The sequence below is a fragment of the Bacillus sp. BC05(2025) genome (genome assembly GCF_056725905.1).
Map to the genome: position 1 here is coordinate 469,418 of NZ_JBWYRA010000004.1, position 23,912 is coordinate 493,329.

The 23,912-nt window shown below is 34.7% G+C and carries 20 protein-coding genes; 18 read left to right on the forward strand and 2 right to left on the reverse strand.

Translation table 11 applies throughout. The features are described from left to right. The first annotated feature begins 39 nt into the window (after positions 1 to 39). The 4 genes from casK to adhP all read left to right on the forward strand — a co-directional run bounded on the left by casK (position 40) and on the right by adhP (position 4,259). Positions 40 to 1,158 (forward strand): two-component system sensor histidine kinase CasK, encoded by a 1,119-nt coding sequence (casK, locus tag ACZ76X_RS16590; protein ID WP_479851046.1) that lies wholly within the window; start codon positions 40 to 42, stop codon positions 1,156 to 1,158. A 14-nt stretch (positions 1,159 to 1,172) separates the two neighbouring features. Continuing rightward, positions 1,173 to 1,820 (forward strand): response regulator, encoded by a 648-nt coding sequence (locus tag ACZ76X_RS16595; protein WP_479851047.1) that lies wholly within the window; start codon positions 1,173 to 1,175, stop codon positions 1,818 to 1,820. 251 nt (positions 1,821 to 2,071) lie between these two features. Beyond that, entirely contained in the window at positions 2,072 to 2,926 is an 855-nt protein-coding gene (locus tag ACZ76X_RS16600) for a MurR/RpiR family transcriptional regulator (RefSeq protein ID WP_172552987.1), read from the forward strand. Positions 2,927 to 3,215: 289 nt separating this feature from the next. Beyond that, positions 3,216 to 4,259: an alcohol dehydrogenase AdhP gene (gene adhP, locus ACZ76X_RS16605; RefSeq protein WP_479851048.1), complete on the forward strand. Its 1,044-nt coding sequence runs from the start codon at positions 3,216 to 3,218 to the stop codon at positions 4,257 to 4,259. 282 nt (positions 4,260 to 4,541) lie between these two features. On the opposite strand, the gene ACZ76X_RS16610 is transcribed toward adhP, so the two are convergent. Continuing rightward, on the reverse strand, positions 4,542 to 5,561 hold the full coding sequence (locus ACZ76X_RS16610; RefSeq protein ID WP_479851049.1) for an ABC transporter permease: 1,020 nt from the start codon (positions 5,559 to 5,561) through the stop codon (positions 4,542 to 4,544). After that, complete coding sequence (locus tag ACZ76X_RS16615; RefSeq protein ID WP_479851050.1) at positions 5,558 to 6,460, reverse strand: ABC transporter permease subunit; 903 nt, start codon at positions 6,458 to 6,460, stop codon at positions 5,558 to 5,560. The genes ACZ76X_RS16610 and ACZ76X_RS16615 overlap by 4 nt, the downstream gene beginning before the upstream one ends. Positions 6,461 to 7,111: 651 nt before the next feature. Here ACZ76X_RS16615 and ACZ76X_RS16620 point away from each other — a divergent pair. From ACZ76X_RS16620 to ACZ76X_RS16685, 14 genes are all read left to right on the forward strand, one after another. Next, positions 7,112 to 8,269, forward strand: coding sequence for a serine hydrolase domain-containing protein (locus ACZ76X_RS16620; RefSeq protein WP_479851051.1), 1,158 nt, complete (start codon positions 7,112 to 7,114; stop codon positions 8,267 to 8,269). Positions 8,270 to 8,422: 153 nt separating this feature from the next. Beyond that, a complete protein-coding gene (locus ACZ76X_RS16625; protein WP_479851052.1) occupies positions 8,423 to 9,754 on the forward strand; it encodes an erythromycin esterase family protein in 1,332 nt (443 codons plus the stop codon). Positions 9,755 to 10,340: 586 nt separating this feature from the next. After that, positions 10,341 to 11,879 (forward strand): gluconokinase, encoded by a 1,539-nt coding sequence (gene gntK / locus ACZ76X_RS16630; protein WP_479851053.1) that lies wholly within the window; start codon positions 10,341 to 10,343, stop codon positions 11,877 to 11,879. 14 nt (positions 11,880 to 11,893) lie between these two features. Further along, on the forward strand, positions 11,894 to 13,243 hold the full coding sequence (locus tag ACZ76X_RS16635; protein WP_306183216.1) for a GntP family permease: 1,350 nt from the start codon (positions 11,894 to 11,896) through the stop codon (positions 13,241 to 13,243). Positions 13,244 to 13,261: 18 nt separating this feature from the next. Continuing rightward, on the forward strand, positions 13,262 to 14,158 hold the full coding sequence (gene gnd / locus ACZ76X_RS16640; protein ID WP_479851054.1) for a phosphogluconate dehydrogenase (NAD(+)-dependent, decarboxylating): 897 nt from the start codon (positions 13,262 to 13,264) through the stop codon (positions 14,156 to 14,158). 266 nt (positions 14,159 to 14,424) lie between these two features. Next, the gene (locus tag ACZ76X_RS16645) at positions 14,425 to 15,645 is read left to right on the forward strand and encodes a tetratricopeptide repeat-containing glycosyltransferase (RefSeq protein ID WP_479851055.1); all 1,221 of its coding nucleotides are present in this window, start codon (positions 14,425 to 14,427) and stop codon (positions 15,643 to 15,645) included. A gap of 34 nt (positions 15,646 to 15,679) precedes the next feature. After that, a complete protein-coding gene (locus ACZ76X_RS16650; protein ID WP_479851056.1) occupies positions 15,680 to 16,834 on the forward strand; it encodes a CgeB family protein in 1,155 nt (384 codons plus the stop codon). Positions 16,835 to 16,980: 146 nt separating this feature from the next. Then, on the forward strand, positions 16,981 to 17,517 hold the full coding sequence (locus ACZ76X_RS16655; RefSeq protein ID WP_479851057.1) for an NADPH-dependent FMN reductase: 537 nt from the start codon (positions 16,981 to 16,983) through the stop codon (positions 17,515 to 17,517). Between the two features lies 1 nt (position 17,518). Then, positions 17,519 to 18,748, forward strand: a complete 1,230-nt coding sequence (locus ACZ76X_RS16660; protein ID WP_479851058.1) for an MFS transporter — start codon at positions 17,519 to 17,521, stop codon at positions 18,746 to 18,748. Positions 18,749 to 18,811: 63 nt separating this feature from the next. Beyond that, entirely contained in the window at positions 18,812 to 19,369 is a 558-nt protein-coding gene (locus tag ACZ76X_RS16665; protein WP_479851059.1) for a YdcF family protein, read from the forward strand. 102 nt (positions 19,370 to 19,471) lie between these two features. After that, positions 19,472 to 20,419: an ABC transporter ATP-binding protein gene (locus tag ACZ76X_RS16670; protein WP_479851060.1), complete on the forward strand. Its 948-nt coding sequence runs from the start codon at positions 19,472 to 19,474 to the stop codon at positions 20,417 to 20,419. 3 nt (positions 20,420 to 20,422) lie between these two features. Further along, positions 20,423 to 21,934, forward strand: coding sequence for an ABC transporter permease/substrate-binding protein (locus ACZ76X_RS16675; protein ID WP_479851061.1), 1,512 nt, complete (start codon positions 20,423 to 20,425; stop codon positions 21,932 to 21,934). A gap of 213 nt (positions 21,935 to 22,147) precedes the next feature. Next, entirely contained in the window at positions 22,148 to 23,575 is a 1,428-nt protein-coding gene (locus ACZ76X_RS16680; protein ID WP_479851062.1) for a basic amino acid/polyamine antiporter, read from the forward strand. Positions 23,576 to 23,651: 76 nt separating this feature from the next. Continuing rightward, positions 23,652 to 23,912 (forward strand): LemA domain protein, encoded by a 261-nt coding sequence (locus tag ACZ76X_RS16685; RefSeq protein ID WP_098667929.1) that lies wholly within the window; start codon positions 23,652 to 23,654, stop codon positions 23,910 to 23,912.

Here is a 23,912-nt window from a genome sequence, read left to right on the forward strand (position 1 = left end):
AGAAATTTCTTAATGTTATAATGGTAGATGGTGATGAAAATGAACTTTGAAGAAAAAGAGATGCATCGTTTAGAAGCATTAAAAGCAATTGCAGAATTATTAAATGAAGCAACAGACTTACAAGACATGTTGGAAAAAGTGTTACATACATTGTTACAAGTTATGAATTTGCAAACAGGGTGGATCTTTTTTATTGATGAAAGTGGAAAGCACCGAATGCTTGTGGATGAAAACTTACCACCAGCTCTTACGTGGCAAGAGAAGAAGCCAATGTGTGAAGGGGACTGCTGGTGTGTAGAGCGTTTTGTGAATGGCAGATTGGAAAAAGCGACAAATATCATTGAATGTAAGCGAATAGAGGATGCGATTGAGTGTAATTGGGGAGAGACAGAAGATATTACGCATCATGCGACGATTCCTCTTAGGTCTGGATCGGAGAAGTTTGGTCTATTAAATGTAGCCTCACCTCAAAAAACACATTTTTCAGAGGAAGAATTAGCATTATTAGAATCGATTGCATTTCAAATAGGAACGACAATACAACGTATTCAGTTAGTAGAGAATGAACGTAAATATGTAGTGGTAGCTGAAAGAAATCGATTAGCTCGTGATTTACATGATTCTGTAAAACAATTGTTATTTTCTATTATGCTAACAGCAAAAGGTACTCTAAATATGACACAAGATAGAGACTTGCAAGAGATGTTGAGTTATATTGGAGAATTATCACAGGAAGCATTACAAGAAATGACACTTTTAATTTGGCAATTAAGACCGGAAGGATTAGAGAAAGGTTTAGCAGAGGCAATTAAAAATTATGGGAAGTTGTTAGGGATTCAAGTGGAAGTTCGAATTGATGGAATGGTTTCAATTGGAGATGAAATAGAAGAAGTTTTATGGCGTATTAGTCAAGAAGCAATACATAATTGTAAAAAACACGCTTCATGTGAAAAAGTAAATGTTCTTTTGAAAATAGAAAATAACCAGTTGTATTTTTACATAGAGGATAATGGAATCGGATTTATACAAGATCACGTAAGAGAGTCGGCGCTTGGCTTAAAAAGTATGAAGGAACGTATTCAGTTAATGAAGGGATCATTTCAAATAAAAACTGAGCTGAAAAAGGGTACAAAAATCGAAATTCAATTGCCAGTTTGAAGGGGAGAAGAAGGTTGAAGATTAAATTACTACTAGTTGAGGATCATCATATTGTCCGAAGAGGGCTTGTCTTCTTTTTGAAAACGAGACAAGAATTTGAAATAGTTGGAGAAGCAGAAAATGGGGAAGAGGCATTAACATTCGTCCAAACGGAAAGACCAGATGTAGTATTAATGGATTTATCAATGCCGAAGATGGATGGTATTGAGGCAACAAAACGAATAAAACAATATGATGAAACAATAAAGATACTTATATTAAGCAGTTTTTCGGAGCAAGATTATGTTTTACCAGCACTGGAAGCTGGAGCAGATGGTTATCAATTAAAAGAAGTACAACCTGAGCAACTTGTAGCTTCAATTATCGCAGTACATGAAGGGAATGCGAATTTTCATCCGAAAGTAACACCAGCACTATTAGGACGATTAGCAGTTAAGAAAGAAAAAGAAAACCCTTTTTCCATGTTAACAAAAAGAGAGCAAGAAGTACTTCGTGAAATTGCGAAAGGGCGAAGTAATAAAGAAATTGCAGCAGAGCTTCATATTACAGAGCAGACTGTGAAAACACATGTTTCAAATGTTTTAGCTAAATTGGAAGTGGATGATCGTACGCAAGCTGCATTATATGCGGTGAAACATGAGGGGAATAGTAAGTATGAATAATGTTGTACCATGTTATGGCAGAATATATAGAGTTGGCCCGCTATTTGTGAGCTAACAATCAGTGAGAGCTGTACAAAACTTGTGTTGATTTACATTACAAACCATAGTGATGCCAAATAAAGGTTTTTCTTCTTTCAATAATTAGGTACAATAAAGTGAAACTTGAATCAGTGGGGTCATCCCAACTGATTATTAGCCTGTACCAATTGGATTTTACTTGATTAAGCTACGATGGAAGGGGAAGAAATATTATGCCAGGTACAAGAAGTGGGATTGGAAAGATTCAAGCTTCGTTAAACGGTTTATCACCAAAATTGCGAAGTATTGCCGAACATATATTGAAACATCCACAAGATGTTGTACATAAATCTATTACAGAATTAGCTGAGGTTACGAATAGTTCAGAAGCTACGATATTCCGCTTATGTAAGCACCTTGGTTTTCAAGGGTTTCAAGATTTAAAGATTACATTAGCTCGTGAAATTGTACATACTCCTATGCAAAATATTCATGAAGAAGTATCGGCAGAAGATAGTATGGTAACTGTTGCTAAAAAAGTTTTCCATTCGCATATTACAGGACTGCAAGATACATTACATTTGCTAAATGATACAGCGCTAGAGAAAGCTGTAAAAGTATTACAAGATACAAGCCGTATTGAGTTTTATGGAAATGGTGGTTCTGGTATTATTGCGATGGATGCATATCATAAATTTATGAGAACGGGTATTTCTTGTATTGCTCATACAGATTCACATTTTCAAATTATGGGTGCGGGTTTACTTACGAAAGAAGCTGTAGTCATTGCAATTTCTCATTCTGGTAGCAATAAAGGGTTACTGGAAGCATTAGAAGTAGCAAAAGCAAGGGGAGCTCGCATTATTGCAATTACGAGCTATCAGAAATCAGCATTAAGTCAACTTGCTGATATTACATTATACACTTCAACACGTGAAACGGAATTCCGCACAGAAGCAAGTTCATCAAGATTAGCACAGTTAAGTTTATTAGATACTTTGTACGTTGGGTTATCATTACAACGCCAAGAAGAAACGTTGCAAAATTTACAAAGTATACGTGAAACAATTTCGATGAAACGAATATAAGAAAAGCTCTTCAAATGAAGGGCTTTTTTTTATTTTTTAGTAGAAATATGTTACTCATTTATAGTCAGTGATAGACTCTCATTTTTTAAAATATAAAATAAAAACGATTTATGCAATAATTCAAACATTGTTCACAATTTCACAATTTGTTTTTGAAGTGTCATGTTATGATGAACATGTAATGATGATTGAACACTTAAATTTGGCATAATGATTAGCCAAACTAGTGAAGACAGAAGTTGTGAGATGGACTCATTAAAATTCTAAAACACTAAAGGGGAGATCACATATGAAAGCAGTAGTAGTAAATAAAAATAGTAAAGCAAACATTGAAATTATTGAAAAGGAATTACGTCCGTTACACTCAGGTGAAGCGCTAGTAGATGTAGAATATTGTGGAGTTTGTCATACTGATTTACACGTTGCAAATCATGATTTCGGAAATACAGATGGCCGTATTCTTGGTCATGAGGGTATTGGTATTGTTACAAAAATTGCTGATGATGTAACTTCACTAAAGGTAGGTGACCGTGTAAGTATTGCTTGGATGTTCCAATCTTGTGGACGTTGTGAATATTGCGTAACGGGTAGAGAAACATTTTGCCGTGAAGTGAAGAATGCTGGTTATTCAGTAGATGGTGGTATGGCTGAACAATGTATTGTTACAGCAGATTATGCGGTGAAAGTACCAGAAGGATTAGATCCTGCTCAAGCATCATCCATTACATGTGCGGGTGTAACTACATATAAAGCAATAAAAGTATCGGATATTAAACCTGGTCAACCTATCGTCATCTATGGTTGTGGTGGATTAGGTAACCTAGCTATTCAATATGCTAAAAACGTATTTGGTGCAAAGGTAATTGCAGTAGATATTAATGACGATAAATTAGCCTTAGCAAAAGAGGTTGGCGCTGATATGACTATCAATCCAATTTCTCAAGGTCCTGCTGATAAGATTGTTCAAGAAGAGTTTGATGGTGCTTATGCAGCTGTAGTAACAGCCGTTTCTAAAGTAGCATTCAACTCAGCAGTTGATGCGGTACGTGCTTGTGGTAAAGTCGTTGCAGTAGGTTTACCAGTGGAAACGATGGATTTAAACATTCCGCGACTTGTACTAGATGGAATTGAAGTAGTTGGTTCTTTAGTCGGTACTCGTAAAGACTTAGAAGAGGCATTCATGTTCGGTGCAGAAGGAAAAGTAGTGCCGGTCGTTCAAACTTGTTCTTTAGATAAAGTACAACATATATTCGAAGAAATGGAACAAGGCAGAATTCAAGGGCGTATGGTAATCGATTTTAAACACAATAATTGTGATTGCAATTCACTTTAAATATAAAAAGCATGAGTCTAGCTAAAGACATGTAAAAAAGTTAGACGACAGAAAGAAGATGATCCCTGCATTTAACAGGGATCATCTTTTTTGCATTCCACTACTATCAATATCGAGTAATGGGAAAGGATTAAAGGTTCACTTTATCCCGCTTTAATGGGCAGTAAGACCCCCACCTCAAAATTCAGCGAAAGCAAAGAAGTTAGGTGGGGGATCAACTGCCCATAAAAGTCCGATTGGTTCAACTAATAATCAGTGGGGGATGAAGAAAACCCCCACTGATTAAAGTTTCACTTTATCTACAAACGAAAAAGAATCTTTACTTTTAACAAATTTTTTATGATCTGGAACGGTTTGAATTGCTATAACTTGTGTATCTCTTGCTTTTAGTGCATCTTGAATCCCGATTGTCATAAGCTTAATAAATAGAATCGTAATAAAGAATGAAACGAGAGTGAATAAAATAATCCACCATGAAATATTCATTTCATAACGATTTAATCCAATAAGTCCTGCCCAATCATTAGAAAGAGAAACAGGTTTGAGCACTCCGTCATAGAGTTCCCGCATTTGTACGCCACCAATTACAATGTCAAGCAACGCTAAATGGATAACGAGTATGAGAGTTTGAACGATATGTTCCATGAATAATACGAATAAGCGGTCAAGTAATAAGACTCGTAAGTGTTTTTTGATAATATGAAAACGGCTAGCACCTAGTAATTGTGAACTTAAAATGTAATCTTGTTTCATAAATTCATCAACTTCTGATGATATATATAAAGAAAGTGTAGGCAGAGCCACGAAAATAAGTACAAGTAGTTGATAAAACGTAAATGAAATATTGGGGTCTAATCTATCAGCATTTGATGTGATTACAATATTAACGGGCGTAATGAGTATAAATGCGATAAATAAAGTTGGAATATAATAAAAAACTTCTGAGCATGACTGGAAAAATCTCTTGAATTTTGAAGCATATAAACTTAAGAGTATTCCTATACATGTTCCGAATAAAATTCGAAAGAAGCTAATTACCACGGCCAATAAAATGGTGAATTTTGCACCTTCTATAATTTGTAAGAAAACAGATTCTCCAAAACGATCAGATCCAAAAGGTGGCATTAACGATGGTGGAAAAGGGGCCTTTCCAAGCAATTCGTTATTGTCATTGTAAAGTAACTGAGGAGGTTTTGGGATGTTATCTTTAAAGAACCAACTATAAATAAAACTAGCTGAAACAAGTATGAATAAATAAGTAAAGCCAATTAAAAAGCGTTTTGATTTCCAAATAGATTTCATAAAGCTGCTCCTTTCAATTGCTTTTGCCATTTATTCATCATGAAAGAGATGATTTGAAAAATAACATAAAACGGTAAAATAATCATGACAAGTATGATAAATGCAGCTGGAGGTGAAATAAACGCCTTTTTAAATAAAAATTGAATAATGCCTTGCATATTAAAAACAAATTCTAAAATGAATAAATTAGAAAGTAAGAAAACAAAAATCGTTTTTAAATGGTGGAAGAAGTGGATAGATATATTTTTGAATAAATGAATACATAGTATATAACTTGATGAAAGGCCTTTTCCATATGCAACCTCTACGTAATGTTTTCCATGTTCTTCTTTTATGTATAACACCATCATACGAAACATTTGTAATGTAGGTAAGACAGCTAAAGATAAAATAGGGAGTAAATAAGCTCGATTTTCATTAAAAGAAATAATGGTGACAGGTAATTCTCCGAATTTTCGCAGTAACCATATGAAAAATATTTGCAAACAAATCATCATCATCATATCAGGGACAGCTTCTAATATGAACACAATTCGGTTTATCCATTTTTTTATATAATCTTTTGCTAAAAAATAAAAAAATGCCATACTAGATGAGATAAAGAGCGAAAGCAAAAAGGCTACAAATAATACAATAAACGAATATAGGTAAGGTTCTAAAACAGTTGGAAATAACGGTGTTGTTTTTAAATGACCAAACTTTGGGTCTGATCCTATAACCAACAATGATTCAGGTGAGAAAACCTGTTTTAACATAGTAACAATCTGATTAAAAAAATACATTGGTTGAAAGGTGAATCCTTGTTGAGTAATAAATAAGTAGGGCAAATTTAATAATAGTAAGAGTGATAAAAGAATGGATGAAAGCTTAATTGTGAATTGAGATATTTTATGTAACATTAAATCCCTCCGACATCTTTTTACAACATTATACAATAAATTATTTGTTGTTGTTCTTATTTTTCTGAAAAATAAGAAATTAATTAAGTTTTATAATTATAATACTTAATATATATTTATATGGTTTAAATGTAGTGGTGAGGAGTCGATTCCTATGTCTATTAAGAAAAATGCGCAGTATTTCCATTTTTGAGGCACTTACTTTTCTTTAGTTGATTGGCATTTGGGGCTATTTCATTGCTATTAAGTTAATAGAACTAAATTTTCTTAAAATAAAAAACACCGAAATATAGAAGTAGTTTTGAACGTAAGGAATTTGTAAGGAAGGAGTAAGAAAAAAGAGATTTTCAATGTGTATGATCAAAATATAGAGAAGAATGAGAGGGAGAATAGTTACTATATATTTTGATAAAAACAAATTAATAAAACTCTATGGAAGAAAAAGAAGAAATTATAGAAGTTAACAGATATCTGAAGAAGAGGGATTAATTATTTATTCGGTCAGAGCGTTGCTTGTAGAAATGATTGATCTATAGATGATTGCAAATTCAGTGTTGACTTTTATCATGGGGAGATTTGATAGCTGTGTGGTTAGTATATGACATACCTATCAACCATCAATACAATTTAAATAGAGGAGAGGAATGCTTTATGAAAACACGTAGTAAAATTACATGTGCAAGTCTAGCACTTTTAATAGGTGGAAGTTCCCTGTTATACATAACACCAACATCAGTTGTAAAAGCAGAATCTACGCAAAATGTATCTAGTTCGTTACAAACAAGTACGCAAAGCGATCGTACTTCCGTTAAGAAAGCAATGCGAGATGAACTGCAACTTGGATACCCGGGAATACTCGCTCAAATTTCTAAGGGTGGTAAAACTTGGAGTTATACTGCTGGGGTAGCGGATCTGAGAACTAAGAAACCAATGAAAGAAGATTTTCGCTTTCGCATTGGCAGTGTGACGAAAACGTTCATTGCAACAGTTCTACTTCAATTATCTGGAGAGAACCGTTTCAATTTAGACGACCCTATTGAAAAATGGTTGCCTGGTGTCATTCAAGGAAACGGATATGATGGTAACCAGATTACGATTCGGCAACTATTGAATCATACAAGTGGTATTGCTGACTATATAAATTCAAAAGACTTCGATATTATGGATACAAAAAAATCGTATACGGCTGAAGAATTTGTAAAGATGGGGATTTCACTTCCCCCAGAATTTGCCCCAGGAAAGGGTTGGTCTTATTCAAACACAGGATACGTATTACTGGGAATCCTTATTGAAAAAGTAACTGGCAACAGCTATGCGGAAGAGATTGAAAATCGAATTATTGAACCGCTTGATTTGTCAAATACATTCCTACCTGGTAATTCAAGCGTGATTCCAGGCACCAAGCATGCCCGTGGCTATATCCAACTAGACGGAGCAAGTGAGCTAAAAGACGTTACGTATATTAACCCAGGTAGCTCGGATGGAGATATGATTTCTAATGCTGACGATTTAAATAAATTCTTCTCATACTTACTCAGTGGTAAATTGCTGAAGGAACAGCAACTAAAACAAATGCTTACTACAGTTCCTACAGATAGAGAAGGAACCGGATATGGTCTTGGGATCTATGAAACTAAGCTTCCAAACGGTGTCTCAATATGGGGACACCAGGGTAAGGTTCTAGGGTTTACCACTTTTGCTGGTGGCACACTTGGAGGCAAGCATACATTGGCCGTCAATTTGAATAGTCTTAAAGCTGATAGTCCTGATCCATTTAAAAATATTTTACTTGCTGAATTTAGGAAGTAGGCAAAAAGGCGAAATGGATAAGTTTTGTCATAGGTTTATAGTTTAAAATATATCATTTTGGTGCAAAAAACAACTTGCTCTAAAAAAATTTAATACTCGTAATTAAGTATAAAAGAACGCTATCGTTTTAAGTAAATATTTCAGGAGGGTTTTATGAAAAAGAAAATGATTACTGCACTTGGTGTTTCTGCTATAATACTGACTAATTTTGTAGGAAGTACTTATGCAGACTCGAAAACAGGAGTTTCTGTTACAGCTCCCTACAATAAAAATCAAATAGCGGAATGGTTAGAAATGCACGCGAAGCCTTTAAAAACAACCAATCCAAATACACCTTTTAATGATTTAAAACCACTTAAGAATATGGTGGGTTCAGCTTCAATTGTAGGTTTAGGTGAAGCTACGCATGGGGCTCATGAAGTTTTTACGATGAAAAACCGTATTGTAAATTATTTAGTATCTGAAAAGGGTTTTACCAACCTAGTTTTAGAAGAGGGGTGGGACAGAGCTTTAGAACTTGATCGATATGTTCTTACTGGTAAGGGAAATCCAAGCCAACATCTATCACCTGTATTTAAGACGAAAGAAATGTTAGATTTACTTGATTGGATTCGGCAATATAATGCTAATCCAAAACATAAATCTAAAGTGCGTATCATCGGGATGGACATTCAATCAGTAAACGAGAATGTTTATAATAATATAATAGAATATATTAAAAGAACCGATTCAAAACTTGTGCCGAGGGTAGAAGAGAAGATAAAAGGTCTTATTCCTGTAACAAAGGATATGAATACTTTTGAAAGCCTTACGAAAGAAGAAAAAGAAAAGTATATTTCAGATGCTAAACAAATTAGTGCTTTATTAGAGGAAAATAAAAGTTATTTAAATGGGAAGTCTAAAGAGTTCGCATGGATAAAACAAAATGCACGTATTATTGAACAGTTTACTACAATGTTAACGTCACCTCCTGATAAACCATCTGATTTATATTTGAAACATGATATTGCAATGTACGAAAATGCGAAGTGGACTGAAGAACATTTAGGAAAAACTATTGTATGGGGGCATAATGGACACGTTTCGAAAACAAATATGCTTCCTTTTGTATACCCTAAAGTAGCTGGGCAGTATTTAGCAGAGTATTATGGAAAACGGTACGTATCTATTGGAACGTCAGTTTATGACGGACAATACAATGTCAAGAATAGCGATGGTGAATTTGGCCCATATGGAATATTAAAATCGGATGATCCAAACAGTTATAACTACATCTTTGGACAAGTTAAAAAAGATCAATTTTTTATTGATTTACGTAAGGCAAACGGCGTGACAAAAACTTGGTTGAACGAACAACATCCAATTTTCGCTGGAGTAACTACCGAAGGGCCTGATATACCAAAAACAGTTGATATATCATTAGGTAAAGCGTTTGATATACTTGTTCAAATTCAAAAAGTGAGTCCATCTCAACTACATCAATAAATTTAGAATAATGTACCTTAATGAAGTGTAGTGTTAAGTGTCAATAGAGTTGTTTGAATATGTCAGTTAGGTTATTTTCATTAAAGGATTATTAAATGGAATAAATGTTTTCAAATTAGAGACGATGTGGGATAGAAGCACAGTATCATCAAGTTAACAAAATAAAATTCTACCTAAAATGAAAAAATACGCTATTCTTTCTATAGAATCATAGGAAAGGATGGCGTTTTTTTATCTAATCTATTAATACAATTTGCTCAAGGAATTTAAACGTTTTCATCTCCTAATCCCTTACGAAATCTTACTAAAAATGTAGGTTTTGTACAACGAACTACATACCCATTAAGCTAAAGAAATAGTTACCCAAAAACTAGAAAAAAGGTGTGTTGCGAAACGAATATGATGCAATTTTACCTGACGGAAAAGCTACATATAGTATGTAAATGAAATGGAATGAGAGGATTTATTTTTTATTATGAAAAAAATTTTCTTTTTAAAACTTGATTAAAGAAAAAATATTTTATATACTAATTCATGTAAACGGTTTACTAAATCGTATTTTGCTAGAAACGAAGGGAAGATTCGCATGGGAACAAGGGGGAGAGTAATCGGGATTGATATCGGTACCACAAGTACAAAAACGGTTGTGTTCACAGAAAAAGGAAAAGTCGTTGCATCACATGCAGTAGATTATCCAATTATTCAACCGAACGTCGGATGGGCTGAGCAAGATCCTGATGTGATATGTGCCGCTGTATATAAAACTGTAAGCGTTGCCATCAAAAAAGGTAACGTGTTACCAGAAGATATTTCTTCAATTGGTATTAGTACTGCAATGCATGCATTAATTGCAGTAGATGAAAACGGTGCGCCGTTAACGCGCTCTATTATTTGGGCAGATAATCGAAGTACGAAACAGTCAGAAAAATTATTACAACATATGAATGGTCATGAAATTTATAGACGAACGGGTACACCAATTCATCCGATGTCGCCACTTACTAAATTATTGTGGATGAAAGAGGAAGAGCCAGAATTATATGCGAGCGCATATAAATTTATTTCCATTAAAGAGTATGTTTTGTATCAATTGTTTTCACGTTACGTAGTGGATTATTCAATAGCATCAGCTACTGGGTTATTGAATTTAGAAACATTAAACTGGGATGAAGATGTTTTAACGATGTTACATATGTCACCAGAACAATTATCAACACCTGTGCCAACCACATATATTTTATCGGGTATGAAACCGGAATTAGCACAAAAGATGGGTATTCGTGAAGATACTCCAGTTGTTATTGGTGCAAGTGATGGTGTTCTTGCGAATGTAGGAGTTGGAGCAATATCTCCTGGTTCAGCTGCAATTACGATAGGAACAAGTGGTGCTGTTCGAACAATTTCATCTAGTGTTAATACAGATGAAAAAGGTAGAACGTTCTGTTATGCATTAACAGACGAGCACTGGGTGATTGGCGGACCAACGAATAATGGCGGAATATTACTGAGATGGTTACGTGATGAATTTGGTAGCCCAGAGCAAGAAGTAGCAAAGAAACTTGGCATTGATCCGTATGATTTATTAATTAAATATGCGGAAAGTGTACCAGCTGGAGCGGGTGGATTGCTATTTTTACCATTTTTATCTGGAGAGCGTGCACCGTACTGGAATGCAAATGCTCGTGGTACATTTTTTGGAATAAACCTTCAGCATAAACGAGAACATTTTATACGTGCAGTAATGGAAGGCGTTTGTATGAGCGTATATTCTGTTGCACTCGCAATCAGGGATTGTACAGGTCCACTTACTGAAATACGCGTTTCAGGAGGTTTTGCGAAATCTGCATTTTGGAGACAAATGTTATCCGATATGATGGGAAAAGAATTGCTTGTTCCTGAAAGTCATGAAGCATCTGCGCTTGGGGCAGCAGCAGTTGCTTTATATGCTGTAGGAAAAATTGATTCTCTTGAAGAGGTAAAGGATTGGATTGATATCGTTCATCATCATGTACCGAATAAAGAAAATACGGCTATATATTTAGAAATGTTTTATATGTATGAACGACTTTACAATCGCTTGAAAGAAGAATTTGATTGTATAGCTGCTTTCCAACGTAAACAATAGGGGGATTGGGAGAAATGGTAGTTGGAATCGTACTAGCGGCAGTTGTCATACTACTTTTACTTATTACAGTAGTAAAATGGCATCCGTTTGTCGCATTAATTTTAACAGCAATTGGTGTAGGACTAGCAATGGGAATGCCATTGATTGGAACTTCACCAAAAGATCCAGGGATTATCGATTCTATTAAACTAGGGCTTGGTAATACGTTAGGGTTTTTAGCGATAGTATTAGCATTAGGAACGATGCTTGGAAAAATGATGGCCGAATCTGGCGGTGCTGAACGAATTGCTAACACATTAATTGATCGTTTTGGGAAGAAACGTGTTCACTGGGCAATGATGTTCGTTGCATTTTTAGTAGGGATTCCAGTGTTTTTCCAAGTTGGATTTGTACTGTTAATTCCATTAGTATTTACGATTGCGTTAGAAACAGGGGTATCACTTATTACAATCGGTATACCACTAGTAGCAGGACTATCTGTTGTACACGGACTCGTTCCACCACATCCAGCAGCGATGGCAGCAGTAGGTATTTTTAAAGCAGATGTAGGGAAGACAATTTTATATGCTTTAATCGTCGGACTTCCAACTGCAATCATTTCAGGTCCGCTTTACGGGAAATGGATTGGTGCTCGTATACATAAAGAAGTACCATTAGATATAGCGGAGCAATTTATTGAAAGAGATAAGAAGAAGGAGCTTCCTAGTTTCGGAAATACATTGTTTACAATTTTACTTCCAGTATTTCTAATGCTAGGTGCATCGATTGCGGAAGTAGCACTAAACAAAACAAGTCAACTTGCACAAGTATTGCACTTTATTGGAGATCCAATCGTCGCGTTATTAATTGCAACGATATACTCTTTCTTTAGTCTTGGTTATGCAAAAGGTTTCTCAAAGGATAAAGTATTACAATTTACAAACGATTGCCTTGGGCCTATTGCGAACATACTGTTAGTTATTGGTGCAGGCGGCGCATTTAATAAAGTATTATTAGATTCTGGAATTGGAACGACAATCGCAGAAATGGCGAAAGAATCTCATATTTCACCGATATTATTAGGCTGGGGAATTGCGGCACTTATCCGAATCGCAACTGGATCGGCAACGGTTTCTATGATGACAGCAGCTGGTATTGTTGCGCCGATTGCAGCAAGTATACCAGGTGTAAATGTTGAACTACTAGCACTTGCAACAGGTGCAGGGTCATTAATTTTATCACATGTAAATGATTCTGGATTTTGGATGATTAAAGAATATTTCGGAATGACTGTGAAAGAAACATTATTAACATGGACTGCAATGGAGACAATATTATCTGTTGTAGCACTTGGACTCATTTCGTTATTAAATATATTTGTATAGAATGGGAGATTGATTAATATGAAACTAGGTTTAATTGGATTAGGAAAAATGGGATTCCCATTGGCGGAACATTTATATGAAGACAAACATGAAGTTGTTGTATATGACGTAAATAAAGAGCATGTTGAAAAGGCTGGGGCTTTAGGAATTACTGCACGTCATACATTAAAAGAAATGATTGCTGAATTAGAAGCCCCTCGTACAATTTGGGTAATGGTACCTGCGGGAGAAGTTGTTGAGTCAGTATTAAAAGATGTATATCCATTATTAGAGGAAGGCGATATCGTTATTGAAGGCGGAAATTCATTCTATAAAGATACGTTACGCCGTGCTGAAGAAGCGAAAAGCTTTGGTTTACATTACGTTGATATCGGTACATCAGGTGGTGTAGAAGGAGCTAGATACGGAGCTTGCTTAATGGTTGGTGGAGAAAAAGAAATTTACGATCAATTAGAACCTTTATTTAAAGATTTAGCAGTAGAGAATGGGTATTCTTATGCAGGTCGCGTCGGAAGTGGTCATTTCTTAAAAATGGTTCATAACGGTATTGAATACGGTATGATGCAAGCAATCGCTGAAGGATTTGAAGTGTTAGATAAAAGTGATTTTGATTTCAATTATGAAGATGTTGCAAAAGTATGGGCAAACGGATCGGTTATCCGCGGTTGGTTAATGGACTTAACTGAAAAGGCATTTGCAGATGATCCAAAACTGGATGGTATTAAAGGTGTGATGAACTCTTCAGGAGAAGGGAAATGGACTGTGGAAACAGCACTTGAACTGCAAGCAGCAGCACCGGTAATCGCAATGTCATTATTTATGCGTTACCGTTCTCAAGAAGATGATACATTCCACGGAAAAGTAGTTTCAGCTCTTCGTAATCAGTTCGGTGGACATGAAGTTGTGAAAAAATAGGAAATGATTTTCGAGAAGAAACTTGTGCATAGGCGCAAGTTTCTTTTTTTAGTGTAAGAAATCTCTACTTTAAAAATACCAATCATTGTTTATTTGTACTGATTGTATCAAATATATAGTGCAGCATGAAAGATGTCCTAACATAAAAGTAAGAATAAATAAAATGAAGTTTTCATAAATAGTAAAAGGATGATTATGTCATCAATGTAGCTATGAAATGGTGTTACATATGAAAAGAACGTGTTAATAAAATATGAGGTGGTTAAATGGGAAATGAGCAAGTGAAGAATGCAGGGGAAGAAAAAAAGTTATGTCTTTGTATGATTGTTAAAAACGAGTCTAGAATTATGGAAAGATGTTTAAATGCTACAAAATCAATTGTAGATTTTGTTTCTATTTGTGATACGGGATCAACTGATCATACACCTGAAATTATTGAAAATTGGTGTAAAGAAAATGAAATCCCTGGAACAGTACATCATGAACCATTTAAAAACTTTGGTTATAACAGAAGTTTAGCAGTGTCATTGGCACAAAAAACATATCCAGCAGCAGATTATTTATTAATATTAGATGCAGATATGATATTAGAAGTTGATCCCGAGTTTGATAAGACTAGTTTAACGGAAGACCATTATCTTACATTGCAATATGATATTCATATTAAGTATTGGCTTACACGCCTTCTAAAAGCTTCTTTACCATGGAAGTCTGTCGGTGTTACTCATGAGTATTGGGATATAGATCGCTCCAAGGTTGGCGCGGATTATAATACGAGGGTAGCTAGGTTAGAAACGCTTGTCGTTAACGATCCTGGGGATGGTGGTAGTAAAGCTGATAAATTTGAGAGAGATGAGAGGTTGTTGTTACAAGGATTGAGTGATCCAGAAACAACGCCAGATTTGCATATAAGATATTTATTTTATTTAGCCCAAACTTATTTTCATTTAAGTCAATTTGAAGATTCGATTAAATGGTATAAAAAAAGAGTGGAAGCAGGTGGATGGGTTGAAGAGGTGTTCTATTCGTTATTGCGAATAGGATTTTGTTATGAACAATTAGCAAACCGTTCAGCAAATAAACAATATGAAGTAACAGAAGCGGATGAAAAAGAAAATGCTAAGATGCAAGAAGAGCAATATACAGCATTAGCTATTTTTTATTTTCAAAAAGCGTGGGAATATAGACCAACTCGAGCTGAGCCATTATACCAACTTGCAAGAATGTATCGATTAAAATCTCAAAATAATATTGCCTTGATGTATGCGTTGCAAGGGAAGGAAATTCCTTTTCCAAAGAATGATCTTCTATTTGTAGATTATCATGTGTATGATTACTTATTTGACTATGAGATTTCTATAAGTGCTTTTTATATACCACATAAAAAGCATTTAGGTGCTGTATCACAAAAAATTTTAGAATCGAAAAAACAAGAGCTACCGTCGCATATAGCAAATATGGTTGAAAGTAATGCGAAATTTTATTAAATACAATTTCGGTTAAAGGAGTAGTGGAGTAATAATGGAATTAATACGATGGGCGCTAGAGTTAGGGGAATCTGTGCATGGAAATACGTATGAAGAATTGATGCCACTACTAGATTATTATTATGATCGTGATCATTTAAAAGCGTATTGTATCGCAACTCTTCTTTTAGACATGGACGTAGCAGAAGAGCATAGGGAAAAAATCGAATTAAGAAGGTGCATTGCTGCTTATTATGCCGGAATGTATAAAGTAGCAAAAAAACATGCAAGGGAGCTTCTACTTAAATATCCGGATGTGGATTTATATAAAAATAATTTAAGACTAATGGAAGCTTATTTGAATAAAAAATATGATTATTGTCTTTTTATATGCCCAAAGACGTATGGTAGTTTTATAGATGTTGCGCGAGCTTTGAAATGGCGATTGGAGCAAGAGGGAAATACTGCAATCATATCAGAAGCAATATTAGAAAATGTGAAAAATACAATTGTTTTTGGAGCGCATACATATGCACATAACCCGAATTTACTTCCGAAAAATGCGATTATTTATAATTTAGAACAGCTATATGAAGGAAGTCCTTATGCGCATCCCCTTTATTTAATGTTATTAAAAGATAAGGAAATTTGGGATTATAGTAAACAAAATATAGAATGGTTAAAACAAAAAGGAGTTGGAAAAGAAATAAAACATGTGGAAATGAACTATGCTCCAACTCTAAAAATAAAAAAAGATGCGTTTGATGAAGAGTTAATTGAAGACATTGATGTACTGTTTATAGGTGCTCTTAACCCAAGGCGGCAAGTTATTTTTAACCAATTAAAAGCAGTCGCTCCGCATTTAAATATTGTTTTTAAAAATAATGCGTGGGGAATTGTTAAAAATGAGTTAATTGCCAGGTCTAAAATTATATTAAATATTCATTTTTACTTATCGGGCATTCTTGAAACTCCTCGAGTTTCTTATGCAGTGGCAAATAAGAAATTTATTATTTCGGAAAATAGTAATCCTGAGGACGAGATAGAGTGGCCGGGAATTGTATTTACTCCGTACGAAAAAATAATAGAAAACGTTATGACATATATAGAATTACCGGAAGAACGTATGAAATTAGCAGAAGAAGCGTATAACCATTTTGAAGCGAAAGGAAGCATAGACATATTGAGCCATAAAGGAGGAGAAAAGTAATTGTGAAGAACTCATACTTTCGTATGAGTTCTTTTTTTTGTTTATCATACTATTTTATCAAGCTAATTCCCTCTTTATATTGTGTTTTGTATAGAAATTTCTGATAATATATAAGTATAACTTGAAAACAAAGGGGAGAAATGATTATGAAACTAGTCGTTATTAACGGTACACCAAGAAAATTCGGTAGAACTCGTGTGGTGGCAAAATATATTGCTGACCAATTTGAAGGGGAGTTATACGATTTGGCAGTAGAGGAATTGCCTTTATATAATGGGGAAGAATCACAACGTGAATTAGAAGCGGTAAAAAAATTAAAGGCGTTAGTGAAAGCGGCAGACGGTGTAGTACTATGTACACCTGAATATCATAATGCAATGAGTGGAGCGCTGAAAAATTCGTTAGATTACTTAAGCAGTAGTGAATTCGTCCATAAACCTGTCGCATTACTTGCAGTTGCCGGGGGCGGTAAAGGTGGAATTAACGCATTAAACAGTATGCGCACTGTTGCTAGAGGGGTATACGCAAATGCAATCCCAAAACAAGTTGTACTTGATGGACTTCATGTACAAGACGGTGAACTGGGAGAAGATGCAAAACCATTAATTCATGATTTAGTTAAAGAATTAAAAGCATATATGGGCGTATATAAAGAGGTGAAAAAACAACTAGGAGTTGAGTGATATGTCATCTCTGTATAAAGATTCACGCTTGTATTTTATACTAGGGGCCAATAGTCTATCAGCTATTGGTTCCGGTATTGTAATGATAACGATTCCATGGCTGTTAATTAAAGAGAGTGGGGGAGAGACAACGTTTGGTTATGTATCTATCATCTCAACTCTTATTATGTTTTTATTAACACCGTTTATCGGGCAAAGTATTGATCGTTTTTCAAGAAAATCTTTATTATTATGTAATGAAGGTATTGGAATAGTTGTTATAGGAATGATGGCAATATGGGGATTTACTGGGCAACCCTATCATTCTATTCACTATATTCTTATATATATAGCTGGATCGTTTTACTATTTATTATTTTATCCTACAATATTTGCGTTCAACCAAGAGATATTTCAAGCAGAACATTATAAAAATTTAAGTGGAACAATGGAAATACAAGGACAGTTAACGCAAGTTATTTCAGGAGCTGCTGCTAGTTTCCTTATTGAAATCATTTCTTTAAAATGGATTTTGTTAGTAGATATGTTAACTTTTATAGGAGCCTTCGTCCTTTTCTTATGTATACCGTATGTAAAGAAAAAGGAAGTGAAAAGAAAAGTAACATTTAAGAAGCAATTGTTCGAAGGGATTCACTTTATGCAAAAGCGTCCTAAGTTCTTTTGGTTTTTACTTGCGACTTATATGCCGTTTATCGGTGTTATGATGGCAAATTATTTAATCCCGGTATATATTTCAGATATATTAAAAGCCAGTGCTTCTGTATACGCAATAGAAGGTATGATGTATGGTGTCGGAGCGGTTCTTGCCGGAATTAGTATTCCAATTATGATGAAATATGTCAAAATAGAAACTTCAATCGTCATGACGATGCTCACATATGTAATTTCAATTACCGTAATGATTGTTGAACCTTCCGTAATGTTGTTATATGCACTTGCAATTTTTCATGCAATTGGAAATGCAGGTACAAGAGTGGCGAGAAATGTATTAATGATGGAGGAAATTCCAAACGAAGTAATGGGAAGAGTGGATAGCTTATTTCGGTTAATTGGCACGGGAATTCGAATTGTATTGTTAATGTTGTTTACAGCTGGTGTTTCTAAAGTAGGTGTCATGGTACCGTTTTATTTACTAAGTTTCATATTGATCCTTTCGTTAGGAATTGCTATAAACTATGTAATCTCAAAACGTAAATTCGAAGCGAGTGTTTCTAATAAATCGATTGTTTAAAAAACACTTCTGCCTTCCTTTCTTTTTTTATATAATAAAAAGAAAGGGAGTGCAAACTTATTTATGAACAAATGGATTTTTCTTATCATTTTATTATTACCGCCACTATACATCATTTATATGACGTTTCGAATGAACAAAGTTGCTCGTGAAAAGTTGAGCTATCACTCTCCGTACGTTCTTATACTGGGTGCAAAGTTATTTGGAGATAGACCATCTTTATCTCTTCAAAACCGTTTGGATGTAGCTTTGGAATATTTAGTTTCCCATTCTACAGCGAAAGTAATTGTTTCAGGTGGTCAAGGAGAAGATGAAGATATACCGGAAGCTCATAGTATGAGAAATTATTTAATGGCGCGTGGTATAGATGAGAGTCGTATTTTAATAGAAGATCAATCTACAAATACGTATGAGAATTTAAAGTTTAGTATGGATTTATATGATGTGAAACATGCGGTAGTTGTAAGTAATACGTATCATTTGTATAGAACGAAAATAATTGCAAAGCGTTTAGGATTAAAGATGGAGGCATTAGCTGCTGAAACGCCAATGCGCTCTAAGAGAAAAATGTATGTGCGTGAATATGCCGCTATTATGAAAACAATATTGTTCGACCGTTAGAGCTCAAATGTGAGCTCTTTTTTTGTAGAATAATGCGTATCATTTGAAATGAATTCCATATTCCATCAAAATAAAGGAAACAACGATAAAGGAGTTGTATTTGTGATTCAGTTTAATCAAGTGTCAAAATCATATGAAGATGGCACAAAAGCAGTGGATTCATTGCATTTAGAAATTAAAAAGGGAGAGTTTTTTGTCCTAATTGGTCCGAGTGGTTGTGGGAAAACAACGACAATGAAAATGATTAATCGTTTAATTGAAACGACAGAAGGCTCAATTTTAATCGATGGAAAAAATATTCAAAAATACGATATTAATGAATTACGCTGGGATATAGGATACGTGTTGCAGCAAATTGCTTTGTTTCCGCATATGACAATTGCTGAAAATATTGCAGTCGTTCCTGAAATGAGAAAGTGGAGCAAAGAAAAAATAAAAGCTCGTGTCGATGAACTGCTGCAGATGGTCGGGCTAGATCCAGATGTATATCGCGATCGTATGCCTGATGAATTATCAGGAGGGCAAAAGCAGCGCGTTGGTGTCGTAAGGGCATTAGCCGCAAATCCAAAAATCGTTCTTATGGATGAACCATTTAGTGCGTTAGATCCGTTAAGTAGAGAGCAGCTTCAGAAGGATATTGTACAGTTGCAAAAAAAGATTCAAAAAACAATCGTGTTCGTAACACATGATATGCAAGAAGCATTATCACTTGGAGATCGTATTTGTATTATGAAAGAAGGAAAAGTAGTTCAATTAGATACACCAGAAGGAATTATACATAATCCGAAAAATGAATTTGTAGAAGAGTTCATTGGAAATCGTGGACGACCTTGGTATGAGGGGAAAAGTATAGAAGATGTATTGCCACTTGATGAAAGTATGCGGGTAGAAGGGGAAGCACTATCATTACATTCTTCTTTACAAGATGCATTAGTTCGTGTGCGAGCTGACGAAGTAGTTCCAGTTGAAGCAGATGGTCAATATGTTGGAGCTTTAACAAGCCGTCATATTGTCAATTACATTGTTGAACAAATGAAGGAAAGAGGCTAAACAGTGACTGATTTTATACAAACGTTCCAAGAACGAAAAGTAGAATTACTTACTGCATTAAGTGAACATTTACAAATATCGCTTATATCATTATTTTTTGCAGTAATTATTGCAGTGCCGCTTGGTATTTTATTAACGAGAAAAGAACGAATGGCTGAATTTATTATAGGAACTTCTGCAGTTATGCAGACAGTGCCATCACTTGCACTACTCGGACTTTTAATTCCGTTAGTAGGAATTGGAAAACTCCCGGCCATTATTGCATTAGTTGTGTATGCACTATTACCTATTTTACGAAATACATATACGGGAATAAGGGAATTAGATGAATCTTTAATTGAAGCAGCGAGAGCTATGGGGATGAATAGCTGGAGAAGATTGTGGAAGGTAGAACTTCCTCTTGCATTACCAATTATTATGGCCGGTATTCGTACGGCGATGGTATTAATTGTTGGAACGGCTACATTAGCAGCTCTTATAGGTGCTGGTGGGCTCGGAAAACTCATATTACTTGGTATTGATCGGAATGATCATGCGCTTATCATTTTAGGGGCTGTACCAGCCGCGTTACTCGCTTTATTCTTTGATGTAGTACTTAGAGTGCTTGAGAGCCCTAAACGCTCTTCTAAGCGTGTTATATTGACGATATGTATTGTTTGTATCATGATTACTTCTCCCTTTCTTTGGAACACGCAAAAGAAAGATATTGTTATTGCCGGCAAACTTGGATCAGAACCTGAAATTTTAATTCAAATGTATAAGCAGCTCATTGAACAAGATACTGATTTACACGTAGAATTAAAACCAGGTCTTGGAAAAACAGCATTTGTATTTGAAGCGTTGAAATCAGGGGAAGTAGATATATACCCTGAATTTTCAGGAACAGCTTTATCTACTTTCGTGAAAGAAAATCCGAAAAGTACAAATCGTGATGAAGTATATGAGCAAGCCCGCGTTGGAATGGAAAAGAAATATAATATGGTTATGTTGAAGCCGATGGAGTATAACAATACATATGCTCTAGCTATGCCGAAAAAAATAGCAGATCAAAATAATGTGAATACAATTTCTGATTTAGGAAAAATTGCACAAGATGTTAAAGTAGGATTCACATTAGAATTTGCTGATCGTGAAGACGGTTATAAAGGAATGCAAAAATTATATAACTATAAATTTTCAAATGTGAAAACGATGGAACCGAAATTACGTTATAGTGCAATTCAATCAGGGGATGTGAATGTAATTGATGCATATTCAACAGATAGTGAATTGGAACAATACGGACTTAAAGTGCTAAAAGATGATAAAGGTTTATTCCCACCGTACCAAGGTGCACCTTTATTAAGAAAAGAGACGTTACAAAAATATCCTGAACTTGAAAAGGTATTAAATAAATTATCTGGAAAGATTACAGATGAAGAAATGCGAAAAATGAATTATGAGGTAAATGTGAATGGAAAAGGTAGTGAAGAAGTAGCGAAACAATTTTTACAAAAAGAGAATTTACTTCGTTAATTTTACAAGAAATATACAAATTTATATGTATGAAATGACCGTTCATTACAAAATGAACGGTTTTTTTGTGCATACTTATACATTTTTTCAAAAAAGTATTCCATTTTTGTTCATTTTCTTTTAGAATAAGTAATGTTTTCCTGAAAAAATATAAAAGAAACGTCTATTAGAGAAAAAGGTGACTTTAATAGTTGAACGAACATAACACCTAGAATGACAGATGGGGTGGTACAAATAGAAAAGAAGTTAGGATTTTTTCCATTAATTGCATTAGTAGTCGGAACAATGGTTGGTGGCGGTGTATTTAGTTTACCGCATGATTTAGCAGTAGGAGCAAATAGTGGCTCTATAATAATTGGCTGGTGTATTACAGCGATGGGAATGATTCCACTCGCGCTCGTCTATCAAACGTTAGCAAGAAAAAAACCAGAGCTTGAGGGCGGAATTTATAGTTATGCACGTGCTGGCTTCGGTGAATATATTGGATTTAACAGTGCATGGGGATACTGGCTAGCAGGAATTTTAGGAAACGTTGCAACAATCATGTTACTGTTTAGTACATTAGGTTATTTCTTCCCAATTTTTAAAGGCGGAAATAGTGTTGCGTCTATCGTAGGAGCATCACTTTTATTATGGACACTTCATTTTCTAATTTTATTTGGAATTCGTGAAGCATCTATTATGAATGTTATTGCAACGATAGGGAAATTGGTTCCAATCTTATTATTTATTGTTGTAATGGTAACAGCGTTTCGCTGGGATACATTTACACATGATTTTTGGGGAGAAGGAACTATTTCAGTTTCCTCTATACTTGGTCAAGTGAAAAATACTATGCTTGTAACTCTTTGGGTTTTCATTGGGGTTGAAGGAGCGGTAGTATTATCTGGAAGAGCGAAAAATAGTCGAGACGTCGGTAAAGCGACAGTATTAGGACTTATTTTAGTAATGTCTATTTATATTTTAATTTCTGTCTTGTCAATGGGAGCGATGACAAGAGGAGAGCTTTCTGTTTTAGAAACGCCGTCAATGGGACATGTATTAGAACATGTTGTTGGGACGTGGGGCGCAGTAGCGATTAACATCGGGTTAGTTGCTTCACTTGTAGGTACATTAATAGGCTGGTTTTTACTTGTTTCTGAAATTTCTCATGTAGCAGGAAAAGATGGCGTGTTTCCGAAAGTCTTTACGAAAACAAATAAAAAACAAACGCCGCATATAGCATTATGGATCTCAAATGGCGTTGCCCAAGTTATATTTATAATTGTTCTGTTTTCAGAATCAACATATCAAATTATGTATTTCATAGCGTCAACATCAATTTTAGTACCATATTTATTATCAGCATTATTCCAATTCAAATTAGTCATTACAAATGAACTAAAAGATGCAAAAGTAAAAAACGGTTCGCTAGCTTTAATTGCTTCTATGTACTCTGTATGGCTTATTTATGCAGCTGGTTTGAAGAATTTATTGCTTGTTTCAATCGTATATGGAATCGGGATTATGGTTTATATGTATGCAAGAAAAGAAAAAGGAAATCGTTGTTTTACTGGTATAGAGAGATATGTAATGTGGGCAATCGTAGTTGCAGCTGTCACATCTATTTATATGTTATTAACTGGAAATATAAAAATGTAAAAGTCCTTTTCATTTAAAGGGCTTTTTTCTTTGTCTAGAGAATATTTAATACATAAGATATTCAGGAGGGATGAAAATGGAAGAAAAAGAACAGTTGACCAGAATTGTTGATTTAGCGAGTGAAGTAAGGAAAGTATTAGTGCAAGAATCTTTTTTTAATCATCATCCTGAACTGCGAGGAGTGATTGAAAATTTAGCGAGTGCGGTAGAGAATTTGGCGGAATTACAGCAACATAAAGATGAAAACGCTGAAGATCGTTTACGATATGTACTTGCAAAAATGAAAATTGCTCATAATGCCATTTTACAAGAGAAAAAAGCATTTCCATCTCATTAA